Below are 22,360 nucleotides of genomic sequence, written 5' to 3'. Positions count from 1 at the left end.
AGAACGTCATGGGCCGATCAAGCTCGGTTGTCGCAGAAAATGAAAAGCCTCCGTCTAGGGAGGCCTTCAGACATCACAGATCATAATCGTAGTCGGCCAATTGCCTTTGCAGTCGGCGCTCCTCAAGCAGGTTGTCGATTGTGCGACGCTTGCTAAGGTTGGTCTTGGCCACTTCAACCACCGGTTCGACCTCATCGGCGTCGGTGGCAATAAGATCCTCTTCTACATCCAGTTGCTCTGTGTCGGTACTCATGAAGTCAACTCCCGGCTAAGACTGCCTTTGGCGCTCCTTATATCGACATTACTGCGGCGGGTAAAAAAGATTTTTTCAATCGATGGATGCGAAAAACCGATGACCGCTCAATCGTCAGAAGTTTTATGTTTGTATTCGCATAGATCTTCGATGCGGCAGCTGCCGCAGCGCGGTTTACGCGCCAGGCAAACATAACGACCGTGCAAAATCAGCCAGTGATGAGAGTCGAGCAGGAATTCTTTCGGTACAAACTTCATCAACTTCATTTCTACTTCCACCACATTTTTCCCCGGCGCGATGCCGGTGCGATTGCTGACGCGAAAAATGTGCGTGTCGACCGCCATGGTCAATTGGCGGAAAGCGGTGTTGAGCACCACGTTGGCGGTCTTGCGCCCGACGCCCGGCAAGGCTTCCAGTTCTTCCCGGGTTTGCGGGACTTCACCGCCATGACGCTCAACCAGCAAACGGCAGGTTTCAATGACGTTTTTCGCCTTGCTGTTGTAGAGGCCAATGGTCTTGATGTACTCGGACAGCCCCTCGACACCCAGCGCATGAATCGCGGCGGGTGTATTGGCGACGGGAAAGAGTTTGGCAGTCGCCTTGTTGACGCCGACATCGGTGGACTGCGCCGAAAGAATCACCGCAATCAGCAGCTCGAACGGCGAAGAGTAGGCCAGTTCGGTTTTCGGCTCGGGATTGTCTTCGTGCAGTCGGCGAAATATCTCAAGACGTTTTGCAGCATTCATGGGCGATGCGTTTCCTTGATGACAGAATTGCGGCGTGTCCACGCCTGACGGGCGGCGAGAAGCAGGCCCAGTAAAACCAAAGCGCCGGGAACCAGCGTAATCAGACGCAGCCCTTCGGGGAATAAAACCAGACCTGGCCAATGCCCCGAAAGGCCTCGGCCAAGGCTGCCACAACCGATGATCTCGCGCAGCCCGCCGACTACCAGCATGAGCGCGCCGAACATTGCGCAGCGTTTGAAGCTGACAGCGACGGGCTCGCGGAAGGCACCGTGGTATTCAAACACGACGCAGTGCAAGGCGATCAGCCCTATGTAGAGCTCAGACGTCTGCTGCCATGGCAAAAACCAGCGTTGCGCCACAATATCCGCGCAACTGGTCAACGTCGCGGCGATTATCAGGCTGGCGAGCAAGGCACGGGTGCCCGTCAGGCGCTCGCGCAGCGGCGACATGCAGACGGCAAATACACCGAGCACCACGCCGAGCATCAAGGTTATCCCCAGTGCAGCGCTGAATGTTGGTGTGGCGCCCAGTAGGGGCACCAGCATCAATAAATTCACCGTGCGCTTCATGGCCCAGTCCCCAACAGCAGCGCCCGATGCTCATCGAAATAACGCAGGGCGTCATGAATTGCGTCAATGGCGACACGCGAGGTAATAGTTGCGCCAGCGATCTGATCGAACTGCCCCTGATCCTTTTTCAGCGCCCAGCCGGCGTCTGTCGGCTCAGTACGGGATTTACCGATGAAGGCCTGTAGCCAGGCATTCGGCCATGCACCGATGGCACCACCCAATCCTGGCGTTTCGCGCTGCTCAAGGGTTTTCACGCCTAGAACTCTGCCGTTTGCATCGATGGCTATCAGCAGTTCCAGAGTACCTGCATAACCTTCGCTGCGACTGCGCAACAGCACCGCGACTGTCTGACCGGAGCGGGTCGCTCGATAGCCGCCTGACAGCGTGCTATGGCGCAAAGCAGGCTCGGCGAGCGTCAGCGGTAGCTCCAGCGGCTGATTGTCGTAGAGCGCGGCAGGCATGACATCAAGCAATTTGCGGCTGTCGAGCAAGCGCTGCTCGCTGGCAATCTGCGGTGCACTGCTGCGCTGCAACACGTATGTCGCACTCATGCCAACGAGTGCCAGCAGCACCACCGTCGCGACACTCGCTGAGCGATTCACGCGTTCACCTTCGACTGGCGGCTGAGGGCGAAGCGTTCGAGTGCCGGCACCAGAAGATTCATCAGCAATACCGCAAACGCGACGCCGTCCGGGTAACCACCCCACGTGCGAATCAGATAAGTCAGCAGGCCGACGCCAACACCGAACAGCAGGCGGGCAAGGGCGCTTTTCGCGCCGGACACCGGCTCGGTCACAATAAAAAATGCCCCGAGCATGGTCGCGCCGCTGAGCAGGTGAAACAGCGGCGAACCATGGGAATCCGACCCCGAGCCGTTCCAGCACAACAGGCTGATGACGAACAGACTGGCGAGCATCCCCAGCGGTGCGTGCCAGGAAAAGATCCGCCGTTGCAACAGCCACAGGCCGCCGAGCAGAAACGCCAGATTCACCCATTCCACACCGCGCCCGCCGAAACGGCCGAAGGCCGGGTTGCTGGCGAACAGCTCCTGCATGGTCAGGCTTTTATTGATGCGCAGACTGTCCAGTGCCGTGGCTTGCACCCAAGCGTCCGGCGCCTGCGCTGGACTGAAAACCTGTTGCAGCGCCGCAAGAAAATCCAGGCCATGAGCGGGCCAATGGGTCATCGCTTGCGGGAACAGCACCATGCTCAGGACAAAGCCAAGCATCGCCGGGTTGAACGGGTTTTTGCCGACGCCGCCATACAGATGTTTGCCGAACAACAGACCTGAAGCGGTCGCAATGACCGTCAGCCACCAAGGGCAATAAGCCGGCAGCGCGGCGGCCAGCAACATCGCACTGACCAGCGCGCTGCCATCACGCATTGCCGCTTGCACCGCTTGCCGACGCAGACAGGCGACGCCCGCTTCGACGAGCAAAGCACTGACAACCGCCAGGGAAAGGTTGATCAACACGCCCCAGCCATACAGCCAGAATAAAGCGAGCAGACCCGGCACAGCGGCCAGCAGCACGGTGTTCATCGCCTGTTGCAGGCGATCGTCCACTGGCTCAAGGGGCGGCATGGTCTTGCACCCGGCGCTCGGCGTCACTCACGGCTTGCTCCAGTGCTGCGATCTGCTCCGGCGCAGCCTCCGCTGCCTGAGCCTTTTTCAACTCGGCGCGGCGCATGGCCAACTGGATCTTGGCTCGCTTCAGTTCGGCGTCGTTGGTCGGTGCGGGAACGGCGGGAATTGCCGGTTGGCTGCTTTCCAGGTTCGCCAGCGCTTGCTCGGCGGCTTCGAATTGTTGCTGCAGGACGATCAATTGCGACTGCTGCTCGAACGTCGGCGGGTGACCGAAGGCTTTCAGCGATTTGTGCAGTTGCGCTCGACTCATCGCCACATCGACCTTGGCCTTCTTCAGCGCCGCATCAGCGTTCGCGGCTTTTTGCGCACGCACCCGCTCCAGCGCAGCCTGCACCGGGTCGGCGGTCGATACTTGCGGTTGTGCCGCACGCGCGGCTCGCGCTTCACGTTCAGCCTTCTTTTGCTGTTCTTCATGCAGCAAGCGCTGGTTGCGGCGCTCGAAACGCTGGCGCGCATGGTCACGCTTTTCAGCGCGGGCGCGCTGTTCTTCGAGATCGAATGCGAGACCGCCAACCACTGGGATCGTGTTCGCAGGCAAAGGATGCATTTCGATGCAGTCGACAGGGCACGGCGCAACGCACAGATCACAACCGGTGCACTCGTCGATCAGCACCGTGTGCATGAGTTTTGCCGCGCCGACGATGGCGTCGACCGGGCAGGCCTGAATGCATTTGGTGCAGCCGATGCATTCGGCCTCGCGGATGAAGGCGATTTGCGGCGGTGCCGGGCCACGGCTGATGTCCAGTTCCAGGACCGGTATTTTCAACAGCTCGGCCAGGGCGACGATGGTCTCCTCGCCGCCCGGCGGGCACTTGTTGATCGGCTCGCCGTCAACAATGCCTTGCGCATACGGTTTGCATCCGGGATGGCCGCACTTGCCGCATTGGGTCTGCGGCAGCAGGGCATCGATGCGTTGAATCAGACTCATGTTTTGATCAATCCACTGAATCCGAGAAAAATCACTGCGACCAGTCCGGCGCTGATCAGATCGATCGGCAGGCCGCGAAAGGGCAGGGGAATATCGTTGTCGACCGTGCGCTCGCGCAGGTCGCAGAACACACTCAGCACCAGCCAGAAACCCAGCCCTGCACCCAGACTCAAAGCTGTCGCGTGCAGCAGGCCATGATCGTTTTGCGCATTGATCAAGGCCAGCCCGAGTACCCCGGCATTGCCCAGCAGCAGCGGCCACAATCCAGCGAACGGCCAATCGGGCAGGCCGCGCGCCAGCAGTTTCAGCAGCGGCGCGATCAACAACACACTCAATGGCAGAAACACGAACAGGCGCAGCGCTTCAAGCTGCAACGGCACCAATATCCACTGCCAGATCGCCTGACCGATAACGCCGACCACCACCATCAGGCACAACGTCGCCAACCCCAGCGCATGCACCTGGCGTCGGCTGCCCGCCAGCAGCGGAGCGACGCCCAGCGGCCAGTGCAACACGAAGTTGTTGAGCAGCGCAGCACTGATCAGCGTTAACACGAGTTCGGTCATGGTTCTGCCAGCGAAACGGGCGGGTGTCTCTTAAGGGTAGGCACTATCGGGCCAGATATGAAAAATCCCACCGGCATGCAGAGCACGTCGGTGGGATCGTTTTGCGGCAACGTCTTACTTGATGCGCTGACCCGGCTTGGCGCCGCTGTCCGGGCTCAGCAGGTAGATCTCTTCACCACCAGGGCCCGCCGCCATCACCATGCCTTCGGAAATACCGAACTTCATTTTCCGTGGCTTGAGGTTGGCGATCATCATGGTCAGGCGACCGTCGAGCTTGGACGGGTCCGGGTAGGCGCTCTTGATCCCGGAGAACACGTTGCGTTGCTCGTCACCGATGTCGAGGGTCAGGCGCAGCAGCTTGTCGGCGCCTTCGACGTGTTCGGCCTTGACGATCAAAGCGACGCGCAAATCGATGGCGGCAAAGGCGTCGAAATCGATTTCCGGCGACAGCGGATCCTTGGCCAGTTCGCCGTTGCCCGCAGGCTTGGCTTCGCCAGTGTCGGTCTGGCTGGCGGTCAGGTCTTCTTTCGATGCGTCGGTCATGGCTTGCACTTTTACCGGGTCGATGCGGGTCATCAACGGCTTGAATTCGTTGAGCTGGTGATTAGCCAGCAGGGTGGTGTGGTCATTCCAGGTCAGCGGCGCGACGTTGAGGAACGCCTCGGCATCTGCGGCCAGCAGCGGCAGTACCGGTTTGAGGAAGATCACCAACTGGCGGAACAGGTTGATGCCGGTGGCGCAGATCGCCTGGACTTCATCCTGCTTGCCTTCCTGCTTGTTCAGCGACCACGGGGCCTTGTCGGCGATCCACGCGTTGGCGCGGTCAGCCAGAGCCATGGTTTCACGCATGGCGCGGGCAAAATCGCGGGCCTCGTAGGCGTCGGCAATGCTCGGCGCGGCGGCGAGGAAGGCCTCGGTCAGCTCCGGCGCGGCATTGTTGTCGACCAGCAGGCCGCCGTTGCCTTTGTGGATAAACCCGGCGCAACGGCTGGCGATGTTGACCACTTTGCCGACCAGGTCGGAGTTGACCTTCTGCACGAAGTCTTCGAGGTTCAGGTCGAGGTCGTCGACGCCACGGCCAAGCTTGGCCGCGTAGTAGTAGCGCAGGTATTCCGGCGACAGATGATCCAGATAAGTGCGGGCCTTGATGAAGGTGCCGCGCGACTTGGACATTTTCTGGCCGTTGACGGTCAGGTAGCCGTGCACATTGATGCCGGTCGGCTTGCGGTAGCCGGCGCCTTCGAGCATGGCTGGCCAGAACAGCGCGTGGAAATTGACGATGTCCTTGCCGATGAAGTGATACAGCTCGGCGGTCGAGTCCTTGCCCCAGAACGCGTCGAAGTCCAGCTCCGGCGTACGGTTGCAGAGGTTCTTGAAGCTGGCCATGTAACCGATCGGCGCATCCAGCCAGACGTAGAAATACTTGCCCGGCTCGCCCGGGATCTCGAAGCCGAAGTACGGCGCATCGCGCGAGATGTCCCACTGCTGCAGGCCGGCATCCAGCCATTCGGCGATCTTGTTGGCCACGGCGTCCTGCAGGGTGCCGCTGCGGGTCCAGGCCTGAAGCATTTCCTGGAAATCCGGCAGCTTGAAGAAGAAGTGCTGGGAATCCTTGAGCACCGGGGTGGCGCCGGAGATCGCCGACTTCGGATCCTTCAGGTCGGTCGGTGCGTAGGTCGCGCCGCATTTTTCGCAGTTGTCGCCGTACTGGTCTTCGGTGCCGCATTTCGGGCAGGTGCCCTTGATGAAGCGGTCGGCCAGGAACATTTTCTTTTCCGGGTCGAAATACTGGGTGATCGAGCGCTGGGCGATGTGCCCGGCGTCGCGCAGCTTGAGGTAGATCTGGCTCGACAGCTCACGGTTTTCTTCGGCGTGAGTGGAGTGGAAATTGTCGAAATCGACAAGGAAGTCGGCAAAGTCGGCGCTGTGTTCAGCCTGCACGTTGGCGATCAGTTGTTCCGGGGTGATGCCTTCCTTTTCCGCGCGCAGCATGATCGCCGAACCGTGGGCGTCGTCGGCGCAGACATAAATGCATTGGTTGCCGCGATGCTTCTGGAAGCGCACCCACATATCGGTCTGGATGTATTCCAGCATGTGGCCAAGGTGAATCGAACCATTGGCGTAGGGCAGGGCGCTGGTGACGAGGATCTTGCGTGGCTCGGACATGGGGCTTCGCTACTTGATGAAACGGAGGTCGGCCACTATAAAGCGCCGGCGCATATTTTTCACCCCTGCGCCACTGGGTACTTTGAGTGTTCTTGTGGCGAGGGGATTTATCCCCGCTGGGTGGCGAAGCCGCCCGAAAACCGCAAACTTCGATGTATCAGATAGTCCGAGTGCAATGGCTTTACGACTGCTGCGCAGCCGAACGGGGATAAATCCCCTCACCACGGTGGCTTTTCAGCGCAAGTAATCTGTTCGCCTCAAATCGGTGTCCAGCGTACGATAGCCGCCATTCTTTCCAGTCTTGTTATCGGAGTTGCCCATGAGCGCCGTCACTCGCGCAGCGGTGGAAGCCGTCCTCAGCCAATACACCGACCCTTACCTGAACCAGGACCCGGTCAGCGCCGGTTGCGTGAAAAACATCGAGATCATCGGTGACCGCGTCAATGTGCAGCTGGAAATCGGCTACGCCGCCGGACTGTTCAAGAGCGGTTGGGCGCAATTGCTGCAACTGGCCATCGAAAACCTCGACGGCGTGGTCATCGCTCGCGTCGAGGTCACCAGCGTGATCGCCGCGCACAAGGCCCAGGCGCAGATTCCCGGGCTGGCCAACGTCAAGAACGTCGTCGCCGTCGCTTCCGGCAAGGGCGGCGTGGGCAAATCCACCACCGCTGCCAATCTCGCGCTGGCGCTGGCCCGGGAAGGTGCCAAAGTCGGCATCCTCGACGCCGATATCTACGGCCCGAGCCAGGGCATCATGTTCGGCATTCCCGAGCGCACCCGTCCTGAGGTCAAGGATCAGAAGTGGTTTGTGCCGCTCAAGGCTCACGGCGTGGAAGTCATGTCGATGGCCTTCCTGACCGACGACAACACGCCGATGGTCTGGCGCGGGCCGATGGTTTCCGGGGCGCTGCTGCAACTGGTTACGCAAACCGCGTGGGGCGATCTGGATTATCTGGTCATCGACATGCCACCAGGCACCGGCGACATTCAACTGACTCTGGCGCAGAAAGTCCCGGTGGCGGGTGCGGTGATCGTCACCACGCCGCAGGATCTGGCGCTGCTTGACGCGCGCAAAGGCGTGGAAATGTTCCGCAAGGTCAACATTCCGGTGCTGGGCGTGGTGGAAAACATGGCCGTGCACATCTGCTCGAACTGCGGGCATGCCGAGCATCTGTTCGGTGAAGGGGGTGGCGAGAAACTGGCGACCCAGTTCGGCGTCGAATTGCTGGCCTCGCTGCCGCTGTCGATGCTGATCCGCGAACAGGCCGATGGCGGCAAGCCAACCGTAATCGCCGAGCCGGACAGCCAGATCGCCATGGTCTATCAGGAACTGGCCCGCCACGTCGGCGCGCGGATCGTGTTGCAGGAAGCCGCCACGCCGGCGATGCCGAACATCACCATCAGCGACGATTGATCCATCGGCAGCGCTGAAAAACCTGTGGGAGCGAGCCTGCTCGCGAAAGCGGTGTGTCATCCAACTCATCAGTTGCCTGATACGACGCCTTCGCGAGCAGGCTCGCTCCCACATTGGCTTGTGTAATGGGACTTAGATACGCAACCCGCCATCCATCTCCAGAATCCGCCCGGTGTAGTAGTCGTTCTCGAAGATATACGCCGCCGAATGGGCGATCTCTTCGGGCTTGCCCATGCGCTTGAGCGGAATCCCCGACGTCATCTTCTCCAGCGCTTCCGGTTTCATGCCCAAAGTCATTTCGGTTTCGATGAAGCCCGGTGCGATGCCCGCCACGCGAATGCCGTAACGCGCCAGCTCCTTCGCCCAGGTCACGGTCGCCGCTGCGACGCCGGCCTTGGCTGCGGAATAGTTGGTCTGCCCGACGTTGCCTGCGCGGGAGATCGACGAAATATTGATGATCGCGCCGCTGTTCTTCAGCTCGACCATCTTCGCCGCGACTTCACGGGTGCAGAGGAACACGCCGGTCAGGTTGACGTCGATCACTGCCTGCCACTGCGCCAGGCTCATCTTGGTCATCTCACCGTCCTTGACCTTCAACAACAGACCATCGCGCAGAATCCCGGCGTTGTTGATCAGGCCGTGGATGGCGCTGAAGTCTGCGGCCACTTGCGCGACCATGTGCTCGACCTGTTCTTCATTGGCGACGTTGCACAGGTAGCTGCGCGCTTCGACACCCTTGGCTTTACAGGCGGCCACGGCGGCGTCGAGTTTTTCCTGATTCAAATCGACCAGGGCCAGCTTCGCGCCCTTGCCGGCGAAATACTCGGCCATGGAACGGCCCAAACCCTGGCAACCGCCGGTGATAATGATTACTTTGTCGTTGAGTTGCATTCGCATGTCCCGCTGGCAGGTCTGAGTTGTTTTTGTTGTCGGCAACGCTCGATCGGCACCGGTCAGGCCTGGTAGCACACGAACATTTGCCCGATGCGCGCCGGTTACTTTTCGCTGCGCGCCTGTCCGTTTTCTAGACGGAACCTAATTAAGGAGTCACAAATTGAGCGCTGAAGTGGCGAAGAATGCCCGAGAATTGCTTCTCAAGGAATACCGGGGAGTGCTGTCGACCCACTCCAAATCGATGCCGGGTTTTCCCTTTGGCTCGGTTGTGCCGTATTGCCTGGACGAGCAGGGCCGGCCGCTGATCCTGATCAGCCGCATCGCCCAGCACACGCATAACCTGCAGAAAGATCCGAAGTGTTCGATGCTGGTGGGCGAGCGCGAGGCCGACGATGTGCAGGCGGTCGGGCGGCTGACTTATCTGGCCGAAGCGCAGAAGCTCGCAGAACCGGCAGCGATTGAGGCTGCCGCCGAACGCTACTACCGCTATTTCCCCGACTCGCAGAATTATCACCAGGCCCACGATTTCGATTTCTGGGTGCTCGATCCGGTGCGCCATCGCTACATCGGCGGCTTTGGTGCGATTCACTGGATCGACGATCTGACCCTGGCCAACCCGTTCGCCGGCAAGGCTGAAATCAGCATGGTCGAGCACATGAACAGCGACCATGCCAAAGCCATCGCCCATTACGTCGAGCTGGCCGGGCTGCCCAACAGCACGCCGGCGCAACTGGCCGGCATCGACAGCGAGGGCATGCACCTGCGCATCGGTCAGGCCGTCTACTGGTTGCCCTTCGCGGCGCCATGTAATACGCCGACACAAGTGCGCGAGGCCTTGGTTTCTCTGGCTCACGCCCAGTCCTGGCCGAAAAAAGCGCAAAGTTAAGCTTGAATTCACGCAAGGGCGACGTCATCTAGGGCTTACTGCAAGGCATTTCTTGCGTTGAGGAAACTTTGATGCGCCCTTTTCTGTTGCTCTTTCTGCTGTTTCCAGTGCTGGAGCTGTTCGTATTCGTCAAAGTGGCAGGCTCTATCGGGTTCTTCCCGGCCCTGCTGCTGATCATTCTCGGCTCGATGTTCGGTGTGTTCGTGCTGCGCGTCGCCGGTCTGGCCACCGCATTGCGTGCCCGGGAAAGCCTGAATCGCGGCGAGTTGCCCGCGCAGACCATGCTCGAAGGCCTGATGCTGGCACTCGCCGGTGGCCTGTTGATCATTCCCGGCTTCATCAGTGACGTGGTCGGTCTGGTGATGCTGTTGCCGGTCACCCGTCGTCTGCTGGCGAACAAGATGCGCCAGCGCGCCGAAGATCAGGCCATGCGTCAGCGCGCCTTCGCCGACGACCTGCAACCCCGTGGCGGCCCGGCCCCGCGCGAGCCGCTCGGTCGAGAGCCGAATGTGATCGAAGGCGAGTTCGAACACCGCGACAACAAGTGATATCAGCATCGACACGGCACCCTCGGGTGCCGTGCTCGTTTATGGCGCTTTTTTACGGTGTGGCGATGAAAAATTTTTTCCGCCAGCCCTTGTAATCGGCTTGTACGCCCCTATGTATCGGTCACCGAAAGGTTTCCGGTATTCAAACCGGACAGACTTGCGCGGTTCGCTCGACGGACCGCAACCGGCGCAGGCCGGATTCGTTAAACCCGCCGGGACTACACCGGCCGATGAAAACCACAATTAGGAGAGATCGACAATGAAGCTTCGTCCTCTGCATGACCGCGTCGTCATCCGTCGCAGCGAAGAAGAAAAGAAAACCGCTGGCGGTATCGTCCTGCCAGGTTCGGCTGCTGAAAAAGCCAACCACGGTGTGATTCTCGCTGTAGGCCCGGGCAAAGCTCTGGAAAACGGTGAAGTGCGTGCACTGTCCGTGAAGGAAGGCGACAAGGTTGTGTTCGGTCCTTACTCCGGCAGCAACACTGTGAAAGTCGATGGCGAAGACCTGCTGGTAATGAGCGAGAACGAAATTCTCGCGGTTATCGAAGGCTGATACTCCCGTTCATTTTCCCGTTACTACAAAGTATTTAAGGAATATCGATCATGGCTGCTAAAGAAGTTAAGTTCGGCGATGCCGCCCGCACCAAGATGCTCAAAGGCGTCAACGTTCTGGCTGACGCGGTAAAAGCGACCCTGGGCCCGAAAGGCCGTAACGTGGTTATCGAGAAGAGCTTCGGCGCTCCGACCATCACCAAGGACGGCGTTTCCGTCGCCAAAGAAATCGAACTGGATGACCGCTTCGAAAACATGGGCGCGCAGCTGGTCAAAGACGTTGCCTCCCGTGCCAACGATGACGCTGGTGACGGTACTACCACCGCTACCGTTCTGGCTCAGTCGATCGTCAACGAAGGCCTGAAAGCCGTCGCTGCCGGCATGAACCCGATGGACCTGAAGCGCGGCATCGACAAGGCGACCATCGCCATTGTCAAAGAGCTCAAAGCCCTGTCCAAGCCATGCGCTGACTTCAAAGCCATCGCTCAGGTCGGCACCATCTCGGCCAACTCCGACAACTCCATCGGCGACATCATTGCCGAAGCCATGGAAAAAGTCGGTAAAGAAGGCGTGATCACCGTTGAAGAAGGCTCGGGCCTGGAAAACGAACTGTCGGTTGTAGAAGGCATGCAGTTCGACCGTGGCTACCTGTCGCCATACTTCGTCAACAAGCCGGACACCATGGTTGCCGAGCTCGACGGCCCGCTGATCCTGCTGGTCGACAAGAAGATCTCGAACATCCGCGAAATGCTGCCAGTGCTGGAAGCCGTTGCCAAAGCCGGCCGTCCGCTGCTGATCGTGGCCGAAGACGTTGAAGGCGAAGCCCTGGCGACTCTGGTTGTGAACAACATGCGTGGTATCGTCAAAGTCGCTGCCGTCAAGGCACCGGGCTTCGGCGACCGTCGCAAGGCCATGCTGCAGGACATCGCTGTTCTGACCGGCGGTACCGTTATCTCCGAAGAGATCGGTCTGAGCCTGGAAAGCACCACCCTGGAGCACCTGGGTAACGCCAAGCGCGTAACCCTGTCCAAGGAAAACACCATCATCGTTGACGGTGCTGGCGTGCAGGCAGACATCGAAGGCCGTATCGCTCAGATCCGCGCCCAGGTTGCCGAAACTTCCTCGGACTACGACCGTGAAAAACTGCAAGAGCGTCTGGCCAAGCTGTCCGGCGGCGTTGCAGTGATCAAGGTTGGCGCTGGTTCCGAAGTTGAAATGAAAGAGAAGAAAGCCCGCGTTGAAGACGCCCTGCACGCAACCCGCGCAGCCGTTGAAGAAGGCGTGGTACCTGGCGGCGGCGTGGCGCTGATCCGTGCTCTGGAAGCACTGACCGAGCTGACCGGCGACAACGCTGACCAGAACGTCGGTATCGCTGTGCTGCGTCGCGCTGTTGAAGCGCCGCTGCGTCAGATCGCTGCCAACTCCGGTGACGAGCCAAGCGTCGTCGTCAACGAAGTGAAGAACGGCAAAGGTAACTTCGGTTACAACGCTGCTTCCGGCGAATACGGCGACATGATCGAAATGGGCATCCTGGACCCAACCAAGGTAACCCGTTCGGCTCTGCAAGCTGCAGCCTCGATCGGCGGTCTGATCCTGACCACCGAAGCAGCGGTTGCCGACGCACCGAAGAAAGAAGGTGCAGCTGGCGGCGGTATGCCAGACATGGGCGGCATGGGTGGCATGGGCGGCATGATGTAAGCCAGCCCTGGCCCTGTAACGCAAAACCCCGCTGGCGAAAGTCAGCGGGGTTTTTTATTACCCCAATTTCGAAGCTCACTGGTATCCCCCTGTGGGAGCGAGCCTGCTCGCGAAAGCGGTCTGTCATCCGACATGCAAGCCAGTTGAGCCGACAATTCGCGAGCAGGCTCGCTCCCACAGGTGCTTTATTTCAGGCATTGATCGGCTGTGTGTTCATCGCCGTCGAAGTCTTGCCAGCCGGGCGATACAGCACCCAGTAATAAGCCCCCAGGCAAATCAGCCAGCAGAAAATCGCCGTCCACACGTTGTGCGAAAAGAAGTGCGCGCCTTGCATCATGCGACTGATCGAGAACACCGAACCCAGCGCAAAGGCGAACACAAACGCCTGCCGCGCCAGTCGTGGACGGCGGTCGCGCAGCACGAAGAACAGTGCAAACAGGGTGAACCCGGTCGCCGCATGGCCACCCGGCCAGCAACGTCCCGGCTTGTCCGTGGCGGGGCGATGTTCCATGAGTTTGCTGTAGGTCTCGTGGCCGCCGAATTGCTCCAGGCTCCATGGGCACTGCACAGCGGTGACGGCTTTGACCGGAGTGACAAACGAAGTCGCCAGCCCCAGCGACAGCACCAGACAGCCCAATTCACGCTTGAACGGTTTCAGCCGTTCGATGAAAAACGCACCGATGAAACCCAGAATGGCAAACACCGAGAAGCCGATCACCAGCTGTTTTGCCCGGTCATGCAGGATGTCTTCAAGCACATAGCTGTGCCGCCCGATGAAATCCCCCGCGACCGGGTCGTAGAACATCTGCGCCAGAACCATGTCCAGATCGGTCAGTTCGAGCAACAGCAGAATGATCGCCGCCGCTGCGGGAATGCCCAGACACAACCACCAGTTGAGCGGTCTTGCAGCGGGAAGGGCAGAGGTCGACACCATGGCAGGTTCCTTGGTCGATGAACGGAGGAGAGAGCGTAATCGCGCGGAGTCTGCGCGCGCTGGCGTCGGCGATTTGTTAACCGAAAGTGAAAAAAACGTCGCAGCGCGCAGCGCAGGTTTATCGAAAAACGCCCCTAGCCCTCAGCCGCTCTTGGCCGTAAGCTGCGCGGGCCAAGACGGCCGTTACCCCGTTCGGAGGAGATGTCCATGCGAATTCTGCTGGTCGAAGACAACCGTGACATCCTGGCCAATCTGGCCGATTACCTGGGCCTCAAGGGCTATACCGTCGATTGCGCACAAGACGGCTTGTCCGGTCTGCATCTGGCGGCGACCGAGCATTACGATCTGATCGTGCTCGACATCATGCTGCCCGGCATCGACGGCTACACCTTGTGCAAACGCCTGCGCGAAGACGCCCGGCGTGACACGCCGGTGATCATGCTGACCGCCCGTGATCAACTCGACGACCGTCTGCAGGGCTTCAAGTCCGGCGCCGACGATTACCTGATCAAACCGTTTGCGCTGTCCGAGCTAGCGGCCCGCGTCGAAGCGGTCATGCGCCGTGCTCAGGGCGGCGGTCGCCGGGCGTTGCAGGTCGGTGACCTGAGCTACGACCTCGACACCCTGGAAGTGACCCGCGAAGGCAAGCTGCTCAAACTCAACCCGGTGGGTCTCAAGCTGCTCGCGGTGTTGATGCAGAAGAGCCCGCACGTGCTGCGTCGGGAGATTCTCGAAGAAGCGCTTTGGGGTGATGACTGCCCGGACAGCGACAGCCTGCGCAGCCATGTTCACCAATTGCGCCAGGTGATCGACAAGCCATTCGCCAAGCCACTGCTGCACACCGTGCACGGTGTCGGTTATCGCTTGGCCGAGGGCCGAGATGGAGTTTAAGCAGAGTCTTTCCCAGCGGATCATCATCGCCTTTGCGCTGATGAGCGCACTGGTCGCCGGCGCTTTCGCCATGGGCATCGTCGCGACGGTGCACCTGGTGGAAGAGAAACTGATTTCGGCGGGATTGGGCGGCGACCTGCAACGTTTGCTGCTGATGGACAATGTCTCCGACTGGAGCCATCGGCCCGAGCCGGATCAGTTGTTCTATTTCAGTGGCGGGCCTGGGGATTTCGACCTGCCCAAGGATCTGCGTCACCTCGATGCCGGTTTCCATGAGGTCTTTCGCGAGCAGCTGTCCTATCACGCCATGGTCGAAGTGGTGGATGGTCGGCGTTATGTCTTGCTGCAGGACCAAAGCGATTTCGAAGAGCGCGAGCGCGTGCTGTTTGCGGTGGTGCTGGTGGGCTTCGTGCTCAGTCTGGCCTTGGCGGTATTTCTCGGCTGGGTGCTCGCGCGCAAGGTGATGGCGCCGGTGGTGCGCCTGGCGCGGCAGGTCCGGCATCGCGACCAGCTGCTCGGGCTGGCGCCACCCTTGGCGCCGGACTACGCGGCGGATGAAGTCGGTGAACTGGCGGTGGCGTTCGATGCCACCCTGGGGCGCTTGCGTCAGGCACTGACCCGCGAACGTCTGTTCACCAGCGACGTCAGCCATGAATTGCGCACGCCGCTGATGGTCCTGGCCAGTTCCTGCGAACTGCTGCTGGAAAACCCCGGAATCGATCAGCGCGGTCGCGCCCAGGTCGAGCGCATTGCCCGGGCCAGCGAGGAGATGCGCGAACTGGTACAGACCTTCCTGATGCTGGCGCGCACGCAGAACGAAGAGGCCGCAGCGGCGCCCCAGCAGAACCTCACACAAGTGGCCGAGAGCCTGCTGTGCCTGTGGCGTGAGCCGATCGAGCGCAAGGGGCTGACACTGATATTCGAGCCGGGCACACCAGCGGATACTCGCTACAACGCGACCTTGCTGAACGCGGTGATGGGTAACCTTTTGCGTAACGCACTGCATTACACCGAACAGGGTTTCATTCGCCTGACGCTCACCGCCAACGGTTTCGTCGTTGAGGATTCGGGCGTGGGCATTCCCGAGGAAAAACGCGAGGCGATGTTCGAGCCCTTTGTGCGCGGCAGCGAGAAGCGTGGCGAAGGCCTGGGCCTGGGTTTGTCGCTGGTGCAGCGTATCTGCGAAAACCAGGGCTGGACGGTCAGCTTGAGCACGATGGACCCCAATGGCTGCCGATTCGAGGTAGATCTTGGCGTGAATGCCAGCAAATAGTGGCTCGAGGCTACTCCCGTACACCTGTCTGAATCCTGTATAACGTTGTAATAATTTACGGATTTACCTGACAGATTTTTCACAATTGGATGACCTGACGCTGACACGCCGCTGTTTAAGGTGGCGTCATCAGAACAGGAGTCCAGATGATGGCCGGCCCGATCAAGCTCGATTTTTCCGAAAAGTACGACGACCAACACGCACAACGATATCTGCGCAAGCACCAGCAAAGCCTTGGTCGCCGCCTGTCGCACCTGCGCGATGAGCAAGTCGGTCGCAAGGCCTTGGCGCTGGCGGGAGATCCCGGGCTGGTGCTGGATCTGCCCTGCGGTGCCGGGCGTTTCTGGCCAATGCTCGCGGAGAAACCCAACCGGGTGATCATCGGCGCGGACAATTCCGAGTCGATGATCAAGACCGCGATGCAGGGACAACCGGCCGAGGTGGTCAAGCGTGTACAACCGCTGCACACCTCGGCATTCGATATCGCTCTGCCGGATAACTCGGTCGACAGCATCTTTTGCATGCGTCTGTTGCACCACATCGGCGAGGCCGAGCACCGCCGGGTGATCCTGCGCGAGTTCGAGCGGGTGACCCGCGACAGCGTGATTGTTTCGTTGTGGGTCGACGGCAATTTCAAGGCCTGGAAGCGCAAGCGTGCCGAGCGGGATCGGCCAAGTCATGATTACCAGAATCGGTTTCTGATTCCGGCGGCGACGATCGAGAAAGAATTTGAACAGGCGGGTTTCCGCATTCAGGAACAACTGGACTTCATACCGCTCTATGCGATGTGGCGAGTTTACGTATTACGCAAGAGGTAGAGGATGGCAGTGCAAGCAGCGGTTGAAGCGGATGGCGCTCCCCAGGATCGTTTCGATTATTACTGGAACCAGCGCGGCGAATGGGTTGAAGAACCCAATGTGCGCCGTGGTGGCGAAAGCGGGGTGCAGCGCATCGTCGACCGTGACGGTCAACTCTTGTACGCCAAGCGCCAGACCGGGCACATCTATCGCAGTTGGTTGCACCCCTTCGGTCGCCCGACCGTATTGCGCGAACTCGACGCCCTGACTGGCGTTAGCAAACTCGGCGTGCGCGTACCGCAAATCGTCTTTTGTGGCGCTCAGCCTGATCCGCAGCACAAATGGCGCGCACTGCTCGTCACCAAATCCCTCGACGGTTTCCAGGAACTGGAACACTGGCTGGCCGCCGCCGGTGGTCGCGATCAGTGTGGCGACGTGGTTTACGAGAAAGTCCTCAAGGACCTCGCCGAGAACCTGGCGCGCATGCACAAGGGCCGCTGGCAGCACAGCTGCATTTACATCAAGCACGTTTTCGTTCGGGTCACCGGCGAGGGCGAAGCGGCGCAGGTTGAAGTGGCGTTGATCGATCTGGAGAAGTGCCGCCAGCGTCTGACCCCCTATCGCGCCGCGCAGCATGACATGAAGCAACTGCGTCGCCATTCGTCGTTCCGCGATGCCGACTGGAAGAAACTCGTCTACTTTTATGAGACGGCGTTTGGCAGCGCTATCAAAGGTTTATAGCGATGAAACTCGAAATTGCACGAGGTTTGTTCCTGATCGGGGCCTTGGCAGTTGCTTCACTGGCGGTGGCTGCCTGGGAGCAGCCGCGCATGCAGGTCATAGGGGCGTCCGGGAACGACGCTCATTGTTCGGTTCCACGGGTGGCCAAGGCTTCCGTGGCGACCCAGCCCGATCATGATCTGCTGTTGTTCATGTTCGGACTGTCTCAAGGGATGAGGCCAGCCAGTTGAAACGATTCAAGCCCAAATAAAAGGCCTCGCAATTGCGAGGCCTTTTATTTGGAATACGGATTGTGTAGGAACTGCCGAAGGCTGCGATCTTTTGATCTTGCTTGATCGTTCCTACGCTCTGCGTGGGAACGCCTCAAAGGACGCTCCGCGTTCCAATGGGACGCGGAGCGTCCCGAGCTGCATTCCCACGCAGAGCGTGGGAACGATCAACATCGATTCAACTGAACTACCGCATTCGCGAGCAGGCTCGCTCCCACAGGGAAATGTGCTTATCTGGCATCTGGCTTAGCAAGGAAGGTATAAACACACGGCAGCACGAACAACGTAAACAACGTGCCAATCGACATCCCTGTGGCAATCACCATGCCGATATCAAAGCGGCTCACGGCGCCCGCGCCGGTTGCCAGAATCAGCGGCACCATGCCGAACACCATTGCCGCCGTCGTCATCAGTACCGGGCGCAAGCGAATTGCTGCCGCTTCCTCCACCGCGTCACGGGCGCTCAGGCCCTTGTCCTTGCGCAACTGGTTGGCGAATTCGACGATCAGGATGCCGTGCTTGCTGATCAGGCCGATCAGCGTCACCAGCCCCACCTGGGTGTAGATGTTCATGCTCGACCAGCCGAGGAACAACGGGATCAGCGCGCCGCAGATCGACAGCGGTACGGTGACCAGAATCACCAACGGATCGCGGAAGCTTTCGAACTGTGCGGCCAGCACCAGAAAGATGATCGCCAGCGCCAGAGCGAATGTGACCCACAATGCGCTGCCTTCCTGCACGTACTGGCGCGAGGCACCACCGTAATCGAAGGCAAACCCGGCCGGTGCTTCTTCGCGGGCAATCTGCAGCACGGTATCGATGGCTTCGCCCATGCTCACCAGCGGGAAACCGGAAATCTTCGCTGCGTTGAGCTGCTGGAACTGATTGAGCTGGCGCGGCCGTGCGCGGTCGCTGACCTTGATCAAGGTCGACAGCGGCAGCAATTCGCCCTGGGTGTTTTTCACGTAGTAATTGTTCAGCCAGTCCGGGTTGTCGCGGTAGGCCCGTTCGACCTGGGCGATGACCTTGTAGCTGCGCCCGTCGATGGTGAAGCGGTTGATCTCCGCCTCGCCGAGCAAGGTCGCCAGCGTGCTGCCGAGGTCGAGCATCGACACGCCCATCTGCGCAGCCTTGTCGCGGTCGATATCGACCACTACTTCCGGCTTGTCGAACGCCAGATCGAGGTCGACGAAGGCGAACTTGCCCGACTCCATGGCGCGTTTCTCGATGCGCTCGGCGACTTGCAGCAGCAGCTCGTAGTCATTGGCGGTGTTGATCACGAATTCGAAGGGCAGGCCTTCACCGGTGCCGGGCAGGGAGGGCAGGTTGAAACCGAAGATCTGCAGGCCGGGAATGCTCTCCAGTTTGCTCTGCACCTCGGGGAGGATTTCCATCTGCGTGCGGCTGCGCTCATTCCATGGCTTGAGCAGGAAACCGCCGATACCGGCCTGCACGCCGCTGTAGCCGTTGATCTGGAACGAGGAGTAGTACTCGGGAAACTCCTTGAAGATGGTGATGAATTCGTCGGTGTAGGTGCTCAGGTAGTTGAGGTTGGTCGGCTGCGGCGCGCTGGCCATCATGAAAATGATGCCCTGGTCCTCGTCCGGGGCCAGTTCCGACTTGGTGAACTTGAGAAACACCGGAATCAGGCACAGCACGATCACCGCGAACACCAGCACCACCGGCCGAGTATTCAGCGTGCCATGCAGCATGCTTTGATAACGGCGCTTGAGGCCTTCAAAGACTCGGTCGAGACGATGGGCCAGGCCGCTGGGATTCTCTTCGTGGCGCAGCAGAAACGCGCACATCATCGGCGACAGCGTCAGGGCGACGACGCCGGAAATCACCACTGCGCCGGCCAGGGTCAGGGCGAACTCCTTGAACAACGCCCCGGTCAGCCCGGTGAGGAAACCGATCGGCGCATACACCGCCGCCAGGGTGATGGTCATCGACACCACCGGCATGGCGATTTCCCGGGCGCCTTCCAGGGCTGCATCGAACGGCGTCTTGCCTTCCTCGATGTGCCGGTGGATGTTTTCCACCACGACAATCGCATCGTCCACCACCAGACCGATGGCCAGCACCATTGCCAGCAGCGTCAGCAGGTTCATCGAGTAACCCATCATCTGCATGAAGAACATCACGCCGATCATCGACAGCGGAATGGTCACCACCGGGATCACCACCGAGCGCAACGCGCCGAGAAACAGGAACACCACGACGATGACGATCAGTACCGCTTCGAACAAGGTCTTCACCACCTCATCGATCGAGGCCTGAATGAACAGCGTGGCGTCGTAGGCGATTTCGCTTTTCAGGTTCGGAGGCAGCTGCGCTTCCAGCTCGGGCATCAGCTTGCGCACTTCCTTGATCACGTCCAGCGGGTTGGCGCCGGGGGTGGCCTTGATGCCGATGTACACCGACGGCGTGCCGCCGAACGAGCTGATCGAGTCGTAGTTTTCCGCGCCCATTTCCACCCGCGCCACATCACGCAGCAGCACGCGGCTGTCGCCATCGACCTTGAGCGGAATCGCCGCGAAGGCTTCCGCGGATTTCAGTTCGGTGTTGGCGTTGATGCTGGTGACGGTGTACTCGCCTTTCACTTCGCCGGCAGCGGAGAGGAAGTTGTACTGGCGCACCGCCGCAGTCACGTCGGCGGCGCTGAGGCCGAAGCCGGCGAGTTTCACCGGGTCGAGCCACAGGCGCATGGCGAACACCTGATTGCCGAGGATCTCCGCTTCGGCCATGCCCGGCAGCGTCGCCAGTTTCGGCTGGATGACCCGCGACAGATAATCGGTAATCTGCGGGTTGCTCAGGTCTTTGCTGAAGAAACTGATGTACATCAGCGCCGAAGCGTCGGCGGATTCCTTGCTCAGCACCGGGTCTTCGGCGTCCTGCGGCAGCTTGTTCTTCACCTCGTTGGCCTTGGCCAGCAGTTCGGTGAACAAGCGGTCGGTGTTGGCACCGATGCGCGCGTAAATCGAAATCACCGAGAAGTTCTGCCGGCTGACCGAGGTCATGTAATCGATGCCTTCGGCGCTGGCCAGGCTCTGTTGCATCGGCTGGGTGATGTAGCCCTGAATGGTTTCGGCGTTGGCCCCGGGATAAGCGGTGGTCACCGTGATCAGGGCGTTTTCCATTTGCGGGTACTGGCGCAGCGGCAGCTTGCTCCAGGCCTGAAAGCCCAGCAGCACAATCAGCAGGCTGACCACGGTGGCGAGCACCGGGCGGCGGATGAACGGATCGGTAAAAGCCATGGGGATTCCTTGATCAGTCGGCGCGAGGCGGACTGTTCTGCTCGCCGAGGGTCTTGTCGTCGCTGATGGCAATGTGGGCGCCGTTGTCCAGTTTGATCTGGCCCGCCGTCACCACTTGTTCGCCGCTCTGCACGCCCTTGTTGATCATCACCAGGCCATCGCGGCGTTCACCGGTCTCGACGAAGCGCCGCTCGGCAATCAGCAGCGGTTGGCCGTTGTCATCCTTGGCGACGCTGCCGTCCTCGGCCTTCTTCTGCCCGACCACGTACACCGAGTTGCCGTACAGGGTGTAGGTGATCGCGCTTTCCGGCACGACGATGTGCTTCTGCGGATCGGGAAGCAGCACTTCAAGGCTGGCGAACATGCCCGGCAACAGCTTGCCGTCGGGGTTGGCGAGGGTGGCGCGGACCAGGATATTACGCGTGGTGCTTTCGACGATCGGGTTGATCGCGCTGATCTTGCCGACAAAGTTCTGTCCCGGATAAGCGGCGACGGTGAACTGCACGCGCTGGCCGATAGCGAGTTTCGGCACAGCTTGTTCCGGCACATAGAAGTCAGCGTAAAGGCTGCTCAAATCCTGCAACGTAGCGATTTTGGTACCGCTGGCGAGGTAGTCGCCGACGTCGACCTGGCGGATGCCGATGGTGCCGCTGAATGGCGCGAGGATGCGCTTTTTCGCCAGCGATGCGTTGAGCTGATTGACCGTGGCCTTGTTCTTTTGCAGCACGGCGGAGAGGCGGTCGTACTCGCCTTTGGAGATCGCGCGGCTGTCGACCAGTTGCGCGCCACGGCCGAAATCAAGCTGCGCCAGGCCGAGGTCGGCGCGGGCAGTTTCCAGCAGGGCGGATTCGACGGCGCTGTCGAGTTGCAGCAACGGTTGCCCGGCCTTGACCTTCTGCCCGGATTCGAATTTGAGTTCAGTGACAGTGCCGGCGACTTCCAGACTCAAGTCGACACCTTGCAGCGCCTTGAGCGTGCCGACGGTGGGCAGGCGCATCTGCCACGGCTGTTCGCCGGCAGTGGCCACGGCGACGTTGATCGGCGGCTTGGGCTTGGAAAAGCCCTGGATCATCGTGTAGATCGAAAAGGCTTTGTATCCGCCCAGTACCAGGACGATCAGCAAAACAACACCCAACATGATCAGCATGCGGCGACGCAGCATATTTCCAGTTCCTTGGATAAATCATGAGACAGGCGGGCACATTACTCCGAGTCAGGTGGGGATTCCAACTGGCAGTTATTACGTGAAGGCCGGATATGAACCCTGTGGCGAGGGGATTTATCCCCGTTGGGCTGCGAAGCGGCCCCCTGAATCCATCAGTCATACCGCAAT

At 60.1% G+C, this 22,360-nt stretch carries 22 protein-coding genes; 10 read left to right on the top strand and 12 right to left on the bottom strand.

The genetic code is table 11. The features are described from left to right. Positions 1–73 precede the first annotated feature (73 nt). The 8 genes from AB9L16_RS20240 to metG all read right to left on the bottom strand — a co-directional run bounded on the left by AB9L16_RS20240 (position 74) and on the right by metG (position 6,873). The gene (locus tag AB9L16_RS20240) at positions 74–253 is read right to left on the bottom strand and encodes a PA3496 family putative envelope integrity protein (protein ID WP_041479865.1); all 180 of its coding nucleotides are present in this window, start codon (positions 251–253) and stop codon (positions 74–76) included. A gap of 107 nt (positions 254–360) precedes the next feature. Then, a complete protein-coding gene (gene nth / locus AB9L16_RS20235; protein ID WP_016773410.1) occupies positions 361–999 on the bottom strand; it encodes an endonuclease III in 639 nt (212 codons plus the stop codon). Continuing rightward, positions 996–1,568: an Rnf-Nqr domain containing protein gene (locus tag AB9L16_RS20230; RefSeq protein ID WP_375122611.1), complete on the bottom strand. Its 573-nt coding sequence runs from the start codon at positions 1,566–1,568 to the stop codon at positions 996–998. The genes nth and AB9L16_RS20230 overlap by 4 nt, the downstream gene beginning before the upstream one ends. Then, the gene (locus AB9L16_RS20225; RefSeq protein WP_375122610.1) at positions 1,565–2,170 is read right to left on the bottom strand and encodes an RnfABCDGE type electron transport complex subunit G; all 606 of its coding nucleotides are present in this window, start codon (positions 2,168–2,170) and stop codon (positions 1,565–1,567) included. The genes AB9L16_RS20230 and AB9L16_RS20225 overlap by 4 nt, the downstream gene beginning before the upstream one ends. Continuing rightward, positions 2,167–3,150: an RnfABCDGE type electron transport complex subunit D gene (locus AB9L16_RS20220; protein WP_252878816.1), complete on the bottom strand. Its 984-nt coding sequence runs from the start codon at positions 3,148–3,150 to the stop codon at positions 2,167–2,169. Before AB9L16_RS20220 ends, AB9L16_RS20225 begins: the two co-directional genes overlap by 4 nt. Then, positions 3,137–4,141: an electron transport complex subunit RsxB gene (rsxB, locus tag AB9L16_RS20215; RefSeq protein WP_375122609.1), complete on the bottom strand. Its 1,005-nt coding sequence runs from the start codon at positions 4,139–4,141 to the stop codon at positions 3,137–3,139. The genes AB9L16_RS20220 and rsxB overlap by 14 nt, the downstream gene beginning before the upstream one ends. Next, on the bottom strand, positions 4,138–4,707 hold the full coding sequence (locus AB9L16_RS20210; protein WP_150637387.1) for an Rnf-Nqr domain containing protein: 570 nt from the start codon (positions 4,705–4,707) through the stop codon (positions 4,138–4,140). Before AB9L16_RS20210 ends, rsxB begins: the two co-directional genes overlap by 4 nt. A 114-nt stretch (positions 4,708–4,821) precedes the next feature. After that, complete coding sequence (gene metG / locus AB9L16_RS20205) at positions 4,822–6,873, bottom strand: methionine--tRNA ligase (RefSeq protein ID WP_095181794.1); 2,052 nt, start codon at positions 6,871–6,873, stop codon at positions 4,822–4,824. Between the two features lie 319 nt (positions 6,874–7,192). Here metG and apbC point away from each other — a divergent pair, with 319 nt between their 5' ends. After that, on the top strand, positions 7,193–8,287 hold the full coding sequence (gene apbC, locus AB9L16_RS20200) for an iron-sulfur cluster carrier protein ApbC (protein ID WP_375122608.1): 1,095 nt from the start codon (positions 7,193–7,195) through the stop codon (positions 8,285–8,287). Between the two features lie 132 nt (positions 8,288–8,419). Here the strand turns inward: apbC and AB9L16_RS20195 are convergent, their stop codons facing one another. Next, complete coding sequence (locus AB9L16_RS20195; protein WP_375122607.1) at positions 8,420–9,178, bottom strand: SDR family oxidoreductase; 759 nt, start codon at positions 9,176–9,178, stop codon at positions 8,420–8,422. 163 nt (positions 9,179–9,341) lie between these two features. Here AB9L16_RS20195 and AB9L16_RS20190 point away from each other — a divergent pair, with 163 nt between their 5' ends. The 4 genes from AB9L16_RS20190 to groL all read left to right on the top strand — a co-directional run bounded on the left by AB9L16_RS20190 (position 9,342) and on the right by groL (position 12,865). After that, on the top strand, positions 9,342–10,067 hold the full coding sequence (locus tag AB9L16_RS20190; protein WP_095181796.1) for a HugZ family protein: 726 nt from the start codon (positions 9,342–9,344) through the stop codon (positions 10,065–10,067). A gap of 71 nt (positions 10,068–10,138) precedes the next feature. Beyond that, the gene (locus AB9L16_RS20185; protein WP_016773418.1) at positions 10,139–10,615 is read left to right on the top strand and encodes an FxsA family protein; all 477 of its coding nucleotides are present in this window, start codon (positions 10,139–10,141) and stop codon (positions 10,613–10,615) included. A 259-nt stretch (positions 10,616–10,874) separates the two neighbouring features. Beyond that, positions 10,875–11,168 (top strand): co-chaperone GroES, encoded by a 294-nt coding sequence (locus tag AB9L16_RS20180; protein WP_007916610.1) that lies wholly within the window; start codon positions 10,875–10,877, stop codon positions 11,166–11,168. A gap of 50 nt (positions 11,169–11,218) precedes the next feature. After that, the gene (gene groL, locus AB9L16_RS20175; RefSeq protein WP_016773419.1) at positions 11,219–12,865 is read left to right on the top strand and encodes a chaperonin GroEL; all 1,647 of its coding nucleotides are present in this window, start codon (positions 11,219–11,221) and stop codon (positions 12,863–12,865) included. Between the two features lie 190 nt (positions 12,866–13,055). On the opposite strand, the gene AB9L16_RS20170 is transcribed toward groL, so the two are convergent. Next, complete coding sequence (locus AB9L16_RS20170) at positions 13,056–13,799, bottom strand: phosphatase PAP2 family protein (protein ID WP_375122606.1); 744 nt, start codon at positions 13,797–13,799, stop codon at positions 13,056–13,058. A gap of 207 nt (positions 13,800–14,006) precedes the next feature. On the opposite strand from AB9L16_RS20170, the gene colR reads away from it, so the two are divergent. The 5 genes from colR to AB9L16_RS20145 all read left to right on the top strand — a co-directional run bounded on the left by colR (position 14,007) and on the right by AB9L16_RS20145 (position 17,731). Beyond that, complete coding sequence (gene colR, locus AB9L16_RS20165; protein ID WP_041479855.1) at positions 14,007–14,690, top strand: two-component system response regulator ColR; 684 nt, start codon at positions 14,007–14,009, stop codon at positions 14,688–14,690. Continuing rightward, complete coding sequence (locus tag AB9L16_RS20160; RefSeq protein WP_041479854.1) at positions 14,680–15,963, top strand: HAMP domain-containing sensor histidine kinase; 1,284 nt, start codon at positions 14,680–14,682, stop codon at positions 15,961–15,963. Before colR ends, AB9L16_RS20160 begins: the two co-directional genes overlap by 11 nt. 149 nt (positions 15,964–16,112) lie before the next feature. Continuing rightward, entirely contained in the window at positions 16,113–16,781 is a 669-nt protein-coding gene (locus AB9L16_RS20155) for a class I SAM-dependent methyltransferase (RefSeq protein WP_041480029.1), read from the top strand. Positions 16,782–16,784: 3 nt separating this feature from the next. Next, positions 16,785–17,501: a lipopolysaccharide kinase InaA family protein gene (locus AB9L16_RS20150; RefSeq protein ID WP_150637393.1), complete on the top strand. Its 717-nt coding sequence runs from the start codon at positions 16,785–16,787 to the stop codon at positions 17,499–17,501. Positions 17,502–17,503: 2 nt separating this feature from the next. Continuing rightward, the gene (locus AB9L16_RS20145; protein ID WP_041479852.1) at positions 17,504–17,731 is read left to right on the top strand and encodes a hypothetical protein; all 228 of its coding nucleotides are present in this window, start codon (positions 17,504–17,506) and stop codon (positions 17,729–17,731) included. 269 nt (positions 17,732–18,000) lie between these two features. On the opposite strand, the gene AB9L16_RS20140 is transcribed toward AB9L16_RS20145, so the two are convergent. Next, positions 18,001–21,027, bottom strand: a complete 3,027-nt coding sequence (locus AB9L16_RS20140; RefSeq protein ID WP_252884770.1) for a multidrug efflux RND transporter permease subunit — start codon at positions 21,025–21,027, stop codon at positions 18,001–18,003. Between the two features lie 13 nt (positions 21,028–21,040). Continuing rightward, complete coding sequence (locus tag AB9L16_RS20135) at positions 21,041–22,189, bottom strand: efflux RND transporter periplasmic adaptor subunit (protein ID WP_375122605.1); 1,149 nt, start codon at positions 22,187–22,189, stop codon at positions 21,041–21,043. Positions 22,190–22,360: the final 171 nt, after the last annotated feature.

Origin of the sequence: Pseudomonas sp. LW8, assembly GCF_041956865.1 — a bacterium.
GTDB classification, from domain to species: Bacteria; Pseudomonadota; Gammaproteobacteria; order Pseudomonadales; family Pseudomonadaceae; genus Aquipseudomonas; species Aquipseudomonas siliginis.
This window is presented reverse-complemented; position numbering and strand designations above follow the sequence as displayed.

Bases quoted from the DNA above. Each gene is read 5' to 3' on its own strand.
- groL (WP_016773419.1), top strand. From the start codon at position 11,219: ATGGCTGCTAAAGAAGTTAAGTTCGGCGATGCCGCCCGCACCAAGATG.
- AB9L16_RS20230 (WP_375122611.1), bottom strand. From the start codon at position 1,568: ATGAAGCGCACGGTGAATTTATTGATGCTGGTGCCCCTACTGGGCGCC.
- AB9L16_RS20240 (WP_041479865.1), bottom strand. From the start codon at position 253: ATGAGTACCGACACAGAGCAACTGGATGTAGAAGAGGATCTTATTGCC.
- rsxB (WP_375122609.1), bottom strand. From the start codon at position 4,141: ATGAGTCTGATTCAACGCATCGATGCCCTGCTGCCGCAGACCCAATGC.
- AB9L16_RS20210 (WP_150637387.1), bottom strand. From the start codon at position 4,707: ATGACCGAACTCGTGTTAACGCTGATCAGTGCTGCGCTGCTCAACAAC.
- AB9L16_RS20140 (WP_252884770.1), bottom strand. From the start codon at position 21,027: ATGGCTTTTACCGATCCGTTCATCCGCCGCCCGGTGCTCGCCACCGTG.
- AB9L16_RS20180 (WP_007916610.1), top strand. From the start codon at position 10,875: ATGAAGCTTCGTCCTCTGCATGACCGCGTCGTCATCCGTCGCAGCGAA.
- metG (WP_095181794.1), bottom strand. From the start codon at position 6,873: ATGTCCGAGCCACGCAAGATCCTCGTCACCAGCGCCCTGCCCTACGCC.
- colR (WP_041479855.1), top strand. From the start codon at position 14,007: ATGCGAATTCTGCTGGTCGAAGACAACCGTGACATCCTGGCCAATCTG.
- AB9L16_RS20220 (WP_252878816.1), bottom strand. From the start codon at position 3,150: ATGCCGCCCCTTGAGCCAGTGGACGATCGCCTGCAACAGGCGATGAAC.
- AB9L16_RS20185 (WP_016773418.1), top strand. From the start codon at position 10,139: ATGCGCCCTTTTCTGTTGCTCTTTCTGCTGTTTCCAGTGCTGGAGCTG.
- AB9L16_RS20160 (WP_041479854.1), top strand. From the start codon at position 14,680: ATGGAGTTTAAGCAGAGTCTTTCCCAGCGGATCATCATCGCCTTTGCG.
- AB9L16_RS20145 (WP_041479852.1), top strand. From the start codon at position 17,504: ATGAAACTCGAAATTGCACGAGGTTTGTTCCTGATCGGGGCCTTGGCA.
- AB9L16_RS20150 (WP_150637393.1), top strand. From the start codon at position 16,785: ATGGCAGTGCAAGCAGCGGTTGAAGCGGATGGCGCTCCCCAGGATCGT.
- apbC (WP_375122608.1), top strand. From the start codon at position 7,193: ATGAGCGCCGTCACTCGCGCAGCGGTGGAAGCCGTCCTCAGCCAATAC.
- AB9L16_RS20195 (WP_375122607.1), bottom strand. From the start codon at position 9,178: ATGCAACTCAACGACAAAGTAATCATTATCACCGGCGGTTGCCAGGGT.
- AB9L16_RS20135 (WP_375122605.1), bottom strand. From the start codon at position 22,189: ATGCTGCGTCGCCGCATGCTGATCATGTTGGGTGTTGTTTTGCTGATC.
- AB9L16_RS20170 (WP_375122606.1), bottom strand. From the start codon at position 13,799: ATGGTGTCGACCTCTGCCCTTCCCGCTGCAAGACCGCTCAACTGGTGG.
- AB9L16_RS20155 (WP_041480029.1), top strand. From the start codon at position 16,113: ATGGCCGGCCCGATCAAGCTCGATTTTTCCGAAAAGTACGACGACCAA.
- nth (WP_016773410.1), bottom strand. From the start codon at position 999: ATGAATGCTGCAAAACGTCTTGAGATATTTCGCCGACTGCACGAAGAC.